Source organism: Pseudomonas tehranensis, from assembly GCF_014268615.1.
GTDB lineage: Bacteria > Pseudomonadota > Gammaproteobacteria > Pseudomonadales > Pseudomonadaceae > Aquipseudomonas > Aquipseudomonas tehranensis.
In genome coordinates, this window is sequence record NZ_JABWQV010000242.1 from 1 (window position 1) to 7676 (window position 7676).

The following is a 7676-nucleotide window of genomic DNA, read 5'->3' on the forward strand; positions in this document are numbered from 1 at the left end:
GGGAGCGGGCTTGCTCGCGAATACGGTGGGCCAGTCGATATCTGGTTAACTGATGCACCGCTTTCGGGAGCAAGCCCGCTCCCACAGGGTTGATGGGGTGTTCATGGAATCCAGGCAAAAAGAAGCCCCGCATTTGCGGGGCTTCTTTTTTTCGGCGTCGGTCAGCTGCCTTTCACAGCCTTGCCGTTAACCGTACCGTCCTGGAGCATGATGTTGTACTCCTTGCCGTCGGTCTCGACCTGTTGCAGGCGTACCAGCAGGTAATCCCAATCCTTGGCGAACCAGAGCACCGTGATGCGTTTGCTTTTTGTCGGGTCGCGCACGCGCTCGACCTTGATCGCGTCGATCTGGCCGGCCTTGGTGTCGACCTTCTCTGGGCCCAGTACGCGGAAGTCGTAGGTGTCGATCTCGCCATCATCGACAACCTGATAGCTCATGCTTTTCTTGCCGGCCGCGACGTCGTGCTGCAGGGCCAACTGATACGTGGATTTATCGACCATGCCACGGTTGAGTGGCAGTTTGACCGGATCGCCGCGATCGGTGCCGGTGACCATCTTGGTGTTCCAGTCGAAATCCAGGTCGGCTTTCTTGGCCTTGCCCAAGCCGCCACGTTCAAAGTGGTAGGACTGTGGTAGCAGCGTGTCCTTGTCCAGGGTCAGGGTGCTTTCTTCCGTCAGGCTGGCGATCATCATCGAAGCCTTGAAGCTTAGCTTCCAGGTGCCGTTGGCCTCTTTGGTCAGGCTGCGCTCGGCGGTGCCGCTCATGGGCAGCTGTTTCCAGTCGGCGGTGTAGCTGGCGGAGAACGGTTGAAGGTCTGCGGCCTGTGCCAGGGGCAGGGCAAGCAGAGCGCAAGCGAAGAGCAGGGCGCGACGCATAAAATCTCCTAGTATCGAATCAAATGGCCGCTGGCGGCGAGCAACTGGCCGTCCAGTGAGGCACCGCGATCGTCGAGGGTCAGCCGGCCTTCGGCAAACCAACGCACGGCCATCGGGTAGATCTGGTGTTCCCGGGCGTGAACCCGTTGGGCCAGGCTTTGCGGCGTGTCGTGCAACTCTACCGGTATTACTGCCTGTACGACCAGTGGTCCGCCATCGAGTTCCTCGGTGACGAAGTGCACCGAGCAGCCATGCTCCGTGTCTCCGGCCTCCAGCGCGCGCTGGTGAGTGTGTAACCCTTTGTATTTGGGCAGCAGCGATGGATGGATATTGAACAGGCGGCCCTGGTAGTGACGCACGAAGCCGGCGCTGAGGATGCGCATGAAGCCGGCCAGAACCACCAGTTGCGGATTGAACGTGTCGATCTGTTCGATCAGCGCGGCATCGAAGGCTTCGCGGCCATCGAACGCTTTGTGATCCAGGACGCGGGTGTCGATCCCCGCATCCCTGGCGCGTTGCAGGCCGTAGGCATCGGCGCGGTTGGAAATCACCGCGCGGATGCGGACCGGGCTATCGCCGGTCCGCGTGCTGTCGATCAGGGCCTGCAAGTTGCTGCCGGTGCCGGACAACAGCACCACGACATCACAGGTTGCAGGCTTCTGTTCTTGCATCAGTGAGCCTTAAGGTTTTTCAGCTCGACCTGGGCAGCGCCTTCGGCGGCGGTACTGATCTGGCCGATGACCCAAGGTTGCTCGCCGGCTTCACGCAGTACATTCAGGGCCGTTTCAACGTGCTCCTGGGCCACGCAGATCACCATGCCCACGCCGCAGTTCAGCACGCGGTGCATTTCGGTTTCATCGACGTTGCCTTTCTCTTGCAGCCAGTCGAACACGGCCGGACGGGTCCAGCTCGCCACGTCAACCACCGCCTGGGCGCCTTTTGGCAGTACGCGCGGGATGTTGTCCAGCAGGCCACCGCCGGTGATGTGGGCCATGGCCTTGACGGCGCCAGTGTCCTTGATCAGCTTGAGCAGCGGCTTGACGTAGATGCGGGTCGGGGCCATCAGCAGGTCGGCCAGTGGCTTGCCGTCGAGCTGGGTGTTTTCGATGTCGGCACCCGAGACTTCGATGATCTTGCGGATCAGCGAATAACCGTTGGAGTGCGGGCCGGACGATGGCAGGGCGAGCAGGGCATCGCCAGTGGCGACTTTCGAACCGTCGATGATTTCGGATTTTTCCACGACACCGACGCAGAAACCGGCCAGGTCGTAGTCTTCGCCTTCGTACATGCCTGGCATTTCAGCGGTTTCGCCGCCGACCAGGGAGCAGCCGGACAGCTCGCAGCCGGCGCCAATGCCGGTGACCACCTGGGCGGCGGTGTCGACGTTCAGTTTGCCGGTGGCGTAGTAGTCGAGGAAGAACAGCGGCTCGGCGCCGCAAACCACCAGGTCGTTCACGCACATGGCCACCAGGTCGATGCCGATGCTGTCGTGCTTGTTCAGGTTCAGGGCCAGACGCAGCTTGGTGCCGACGCCGTCAGTGCCCGAAACCAGCACCGGTTGTTTGTAGCCGGCCGGGATCTCGCAGAGGGCGCCAAAACCGCCCAGGCCGCCCATGACTTCCGGGCGCGCAGTGCGCTTGGCGACGCTCTTGATGCGTTCGACCAATGCTTCACCGGCGTCGATGTCTACACCGGCGTCCTTGTAGCTCAGGGAGGGTTGCTTGCTCATGATCCAGGCCTTTAGGGGGGATTTCTGGGTAACGACCGACCGCCGGGGCCATTGAATAACCGTTGTACGAATTATTCCGGGTGCCCAGCCATTGCCGGTCTGCGAAGGCGCGCGATTTTATCAGGCTTGAGGGGCAGCGGCCATCCTCGCGCCGACGGGCAGGGACATATCCTTGGAAAAAAACCGATATTTCTCCTATTGGTGCTGCGCCATGCGTCTGTATAAGGTGTAGCGGTAACCGGCTATGGTGATGACAGTGCGAAACTTCCAGCGGGCGTGTGAATGTTTTGCCAGGTGCTGTGGTCACAGCCATGCTCATTTTCTTCACACGGCCTGTTCCAGCCGTTATGTCCGGGAATCTTCCATGCGTTTTTTCAAACTCTTGTCTGTGGGTTGCCTGTCGTTGATCAGCGTGGCGAGCCATGCCGAAAACCTCAATAACCTCTATCAGGTGCTCGAGCCGGTCAGCAGCCAGGCCCCGCAAGAGCGTGACCAGGCGACTCTGCGCGCCCTCGACACGCTGGTGCTGCGCCTGACCGGCGATGCCAAGGCCGCCCAAAATCCCGGTCTGGCGGCGATCCGCAAGGACCCTCAGCAGATCATTCTTCAATATGGTTACGATGCCGGGCCGCCGGAAAGCCTCAAGGTGGATTTCGATCCAGCGAGCACTGACCGGGCCTTGCGCTCGGCGGGCTTGTCGTTGTGGGGCGCGAATCGGCCTGCGATCCTGGGCTGGTGGCTGAACGACTCGGCTGAAGGTTCCAACCTGGTGGGCGATGGCCAGGGCAGTGCCGAGCCACTGCGCCGCGCCGCCCAGCACCGTGGCCTGCCGCTGCACCTGCCCCTGGCGGATTTGAGCGAGCAGATCGTTGCTACCGCGTCAAACCTGGAAGGCAGTGACCCGGCCCCGCTGCGCGAAGCATCGCAGCGTTATGGCGCAGACGCCTTGTTGGCGGTCCATGCCAAGGAAGAGGGCGGCCAATGGCAGGCGACCTGGCGCTTGTGGCAGGGTGACCAGCGCGAGCAGGGCAATGCCCAGGGCGCCGACCCTGCCGCCCTGGCTGATGCGGTGATGCTGGCGGTGAGCCAACGCCTGGCGCCGCGTTTCGTTACCAAGCCGGGCGTGGCCACCGAGCAACTGCTGGAAGTGCAGGGCATGAACCTGGAACGTTATGCGGCGCTTGGGCGTTTGCTCGAGCCGTTCGGTGGGCAGTTACAGCGGGTTGAAGGGGACCGGATCATTTATCGGGTCAACGGCAGCGCCGAACAGTTGAAAGCGCAATTGGCCCTGGCGAAACTGCAGGAAATTCCTGCCGGCGAAGCCGTCGCGCCAGTGCCTGTGGCCCAGCCAGCCGCTGATGGCTCAATTCCGGCCGCCGCGCCATCGCCTGAACCGACGGCCAACCTGCGGTTTCGCTGGTAGTTTTTCTTTCTTATATAGCTAGGAGTGGTTCATGGGCGATACGCGGCGTTGGTTCTGGTTGGGTGGGGTCGCCCTGCTGTTTGTGTTCATCTATTTGCTGCATCCGATCCTCACGCCGTTCCTGGTTGCGTTGCTCCTGGCCTATCTGTTCGATCCACTGGTAGATCGCCTGGAAAAACTCGGCCTGTCCAGGACCTGGGGCGTGGTGTCGGTGTTTGGGCTGATCATCTTGATTGTCATCGCCCTGATGCTGGTGCTGATCCCGATGCTGGCCAAGCAACTGATGCGTCTGTACGAGCTGGCGCCGCAGATGCTCGACTGGTTGCAGCACACCGCCGTGCCGTGGGTTCAGTCGAGGCTGGGGTTGGCTGAAGGGTTCTGGAAGTTCGACAAGGTCAAGGCGGCCATCAGCGAGCATATGGGGCAGACCTCTGACATCGTCGGTGTGGTATTGAGCCAGGCCACGGCCTCGGGACTGGCGTTGATTGGCTGGCTGGCGAACCTGGTGTTGATTCCGGTGGTGGCCTTTTATCTGCTGCGCGACTGGGACTTGATGATGGCCAAGATCCGCAGCCTGCTGCCACGCCATCGTGAAGAACGCATCATGACCCTGACCGGCGAATGCCATGAAGTGTTGGGGGCGTTTGTGCGTGGACAATTGTTGGTGATGGTGGCGCTGGGCTTCATCTATGCGGCGGGATTGATGCTGGTGGGCCTGGAGCTGGGGCTATTGATCGGCTTGATCGCCGGGCTTGCCGCCATCGTGCCGTACATGGGCTTCGTCATCGGTATCGGCGCGGCGTTGATTGCCGGCTTGTTCCAGTTTGGCGGTGATCTGTACCCGATGGTCGGCATCGTGGCGGTGTTCATGGTCGGGCAGGCCCTGGAAGGCATGGTGCTGACACCGTTGCTGGTGGGTGATCGCATCGGCTTGCATCCAGTAGCGGTGATCTTTGCGATCCTGGCAGGGGGTGAGTTGTTCGGTTTTACCGGGGTTCTGCTGGCGCTGCCGGTGGCGGCGGTGATCATGGTGCTGGTGCGTCATATGCACGATCTGTACAAGGATTCAGACATCTACAGTGGCGTCGAAGACCCCGAGCTATAACGCCAATGGCGGGCGCGGCGGTTGTCCCAGCGTCAGGGAAACCGTCGCTCCATCGTTCTGTCGCTGCAAACCTTTGATTTTGCTCGTGGTCCGGCGCATTGTGCGGTCCGCGTCACGGGTATAAACTTTGCGCACTTTACACAGAGGCCACTAACGGTTCTTTTGGAACTGTTCAGTCAGCATGAAACCGATTCAGCTGCCCCTAGGTGTGCGTCTGCGTGATGACGCCACCTTTATCAACTACTACCCAGGCGCCAATGCCGCTGCACTCGGCTATGTCGAGCGGCTTTGCGAAGCCGACGCCGGCTGGACCGAGAGCCTGATCTATCTGTGGGGCAAGGACGGGGTAGGGCGCACGCATCTGTTGCAGGCCGCTTGCCTGCGGTTCGAGCAATTGGGCGAGCCGGCGGTGTATCTGCCATTGGCCGAGTTGCTGGATCGCGGCGTGGAGATCCTCGACAACCTTGAACAGTACGAACTGGTCTGCCTGGATGATCTTCAGGCGGTGGCCGGCAAGGCTGATTGGGAAGAAGCGCTGTTTCATCTGTTCAACCGGTTACGCGACAGCGGCCGGCGTTTGCTGATTGCAGCCTCGACGTCGCCACGGGAACTGCCGGTGAAGTTGGCCGATCTCAAGTCCCGTCTCACCCTGGCGCTGATTTTCCAGATGCGCCCGCTCTCCGACGAAGACAAACTCCGTGCATTGCAGCTGCGCGCTTCCCGGCGTGGCCTGCACCTGACCGATGAGGTCGGGCACTTTATCCTTACCCGCGGCACCCGCAGCATGAGCGCGTTGTTCGAACTGCTTGAACGTCTCGACCAGGCGTCGCTTCAGGCCCAGCGCAAGCTGACCATCCCTTTTTTGAAAGAAACCCTTGGCTGGTAGAAGTCGCAGCAGTAGTGGCTTATAGCCTGCTTCTGCCACGGCACAGCCCGCGTCCCTTCTGGCCTGCAGGCTGCGGAGGGGTGGAAACGGTTTTGGCGCTTAGATGTAAACCTAAAACCGAGAAGTCACATTTGCATCGATTGAATTTGCAAATGAGCTTGATAGTGGGCATAGTCTCGCCATCTTTACAACTTCAGCCACGGTCGTGCCCATGCTAAGTCGCTTCGCACCCCTGGTGCCTCTCGCACTCGTTACCCTGTTGTTCGGTTGCGCTGGCCACTCTCCAGTGTCCCAGCAAGCGCAACAACCACAGGTTCAAAATTCCGTTACTGCCCAGTCTTCCTCTGTTGCACTTCAGGAAGAAATGGCCACCGACAAAGAGCTGGCAGACTTCGCCGGCAGCAAGCCTTATCAGCTTCCGGTGCTGGCTGACAGCATCCTGGAGCGGGGCATGTCCTTGATCGGTACCCGCTATCGTTTTGGCGGTTCCTCCGAGGCCGGCTTCGATTGCAGCGGTTTCATTGGGTATCTGTTTCGCGAAGAGGCTGGCATGAGCCTGCCGCGCTCCACTCGCGAAATGATCAACGTGAAGGCCCCGCTGGTTGCTCGCAACGAGCTTGAGCCGGGCGACCTGCTGTTCTTCGCTACCAACGGTCGTCGTGGTCGTGTCAGTCACGCCGGTATCTACCTGGGTGATAACCAGTTCATCCATTCCAGCAGCCGTCGCAGCGGTGGCGTGCGCATCGACAGTCTGGGCGATAGCTACTGGAGCAAGACCTTCATCGAAGCCAAGCGCGCCCTCGCCATGGCACCAACCGTGGTCACTGCTCGCAAGTAAGCCCACAGTTTGTAAGGCAAACTTAAAGTCTTACTTGAAGTTTGCCTCATAGCCGCTAGAATCCATGATCATTGATTGATGGCAATCCGCCTGCGTATTCCGCAGGCGGCTTTGTTTTCATGCCCACGGCAGAAAAGCCGCATCCAGATCAGGATTGTTCTGCATATGTCGACGTCGGCCCGCCTCGCTCTCATGTTCTTTGCCGCGCTGCTCAGCGCTTGCGCCAGCCGTACTCCGCCACCTGCGCCGGTGCGGGCTCCGGTGGTATTCGCTCCCGCGCAAAGCTTTTCCCCGGTTGCCGAAGACGTGCTGTTCCGGGCGCTGGGGTTGGTGGGGACACCCTATCGTTGGGGCGGTAATACGCCGGATTCAGGCTTTGATTGCAGTGGCCTGATTGGCTATGTGTATCGCGATGCGGCCGGTATCTCCCTGCCGCGTTCCACCCGCGAGATGATTGGCATGCGCGCCCAGAGTGTCGGTAAGGACGCGTTGCAGACCGGTGATTTGATTTTTTTCGCCACTAACGGCGGCTCCCAGGTCAGCCATGCCGGGATCTATGTCGGGGAAGGGCGCTTCGTCCACGCGCCAGCGACCGGCGGTACGGTCAAGCTCGACAGCCTGTCCAAGGCTTATTGGCAAAAAGCCTATCTGAGCGCCAAGCGGGTGCTGCAACCGGCGCATCTGGCGCGTAATCCCTGACGATTCAAGTTCGCTTTTTGCGCCGATCAGCAGAACTCTTGTGGCGAGGGAGCTTGCTCCCGTTCGGTTGCGCAGCAACCGCCAGCAGCAGGGGGCCGCTACGCGACCCAGCGGGAGCAAG

The 7676-nt window shown here is 60.6% G+C and carries 8 protein-coding genes; 5 read left to right on the top strand and 3 right to left on the bottom strand.

Going from position 1 to position 7676, the window contains the following annotated elements; all coding sequences use genetic code 11:
* Nucleotides 1-161: 161 nt before the first annotated feature.
* Genes HU811_RS22835 through purM form a run of 3 tightly spaced genes read right to left on the bottom strand, consistent with a single transcriptional unit; the run spans nt 162 to nt 2604 of the window.
* Nucleotides 162-875: a DUF3108 domain-containing protein gene (locus HU811_RS22835; RefSeq protein WP_047228728.1), complete on the bottom strand. Its 714-nt coding sequence runs from the start codon at nt 873-875 to the stop codon at nt 162-164.
* A gap of 8 nt (nt 876-883) precedes the next feature.
* Nucleotides 884-1546 carry a phosphoribosylglycinamide formyltransferase gene (gene purN, locus HU811_RS22840; protein ID WP_092402744.1) on the bottom strand — a complete coding sequence of 221 codons (663 nt, stop codon included), beginning with the start codon at nt 1544-1546 and terminating at the stop codon, nt 884-886.
* Complete coding sequence (purM, locus tag HU811_RS22845) at nt 1546-2604, bottom strand: phosphoribosylformylglycinamidine cyclo-ligase (protein WP_092457205.1); 1059 nt, start codon at nt 2602-2604, stop codon at nt 1546-1548. Before purM ends, purN begins: the two co-directional genes overlap by 1 nt.
* A gap of 364 nt (nt 2605-2968) precedes the next feature.
* Here purM and HU811_RS22850 point away from each other — a divergent pair, with 364 nt between their 5' ends.
* The 5 genes from HU811_RS22850 (at nt 2969) to HU811_RS22870 (ending at nt 7555) form a co-directional block, all read left to right on the top strand.
* A complete protein-coding gene (locus HU811_RS22850) occupies nt 2969-4027 on the top strand; it encodes a DUF2066 domain-containing protein (RefSeq protein WP_186658224.1) in 1059 nt (352 codons plus the stop codon).
* A 31-nt stretch (nt 4028-4058) separates the two neighbouring features.
* Complete coding sequence (locus HU811_RS22855) at nt 4059-5132, top strand: AI-2E family transporter (RefSeq protein WP_047228724.1); 1074 nt, start codon at nt 4059-4061, stop codon at nt 5130-5132.
* A 181-nt stretch (nt 5133-5313) separates the two neighbouring features.
* Nucleotides 5314-6018 (top strand): DnaA regulatory inactivator Hda, encoded by a 705-nt coding sequence (gene hda, locus HU811_RS22860; protein WP_003178999.1) that lies wholly within the window; start codon nt 5314-5316, stop codon nt 6016-6018.
* A gap of 211 nt (nt 6019-6229) precedes the next feature.
* Nucleotides 6230-6856 carry a C40 family peptidase gene (locus HU811_RS22865; RefSeq protein WP_186658226.1) on the top strand — a complete coding sequence of 209 codons (627 nt, stop codon included), beginning with the start codon at nt 6230-6232 and terminating at the stop codon, nt 6854-6856.
* Nucleotides 6857-7021: 165 nt separating this feature from the next.
* Nucleotides 7022-7555 carry a C40 family peptidase gene (locus HU811_RS22870; protein ID WP_186658229.1) on the top strand — a complete coding sequence of 178 codons (534 nt, stop codon included), beginning with the start codon at nt 7022-7024 and terminating at the stop codon, nt 7553-7555.
* Nucleotides 7556-7676 lie beyond the last annotated feature (121 nt).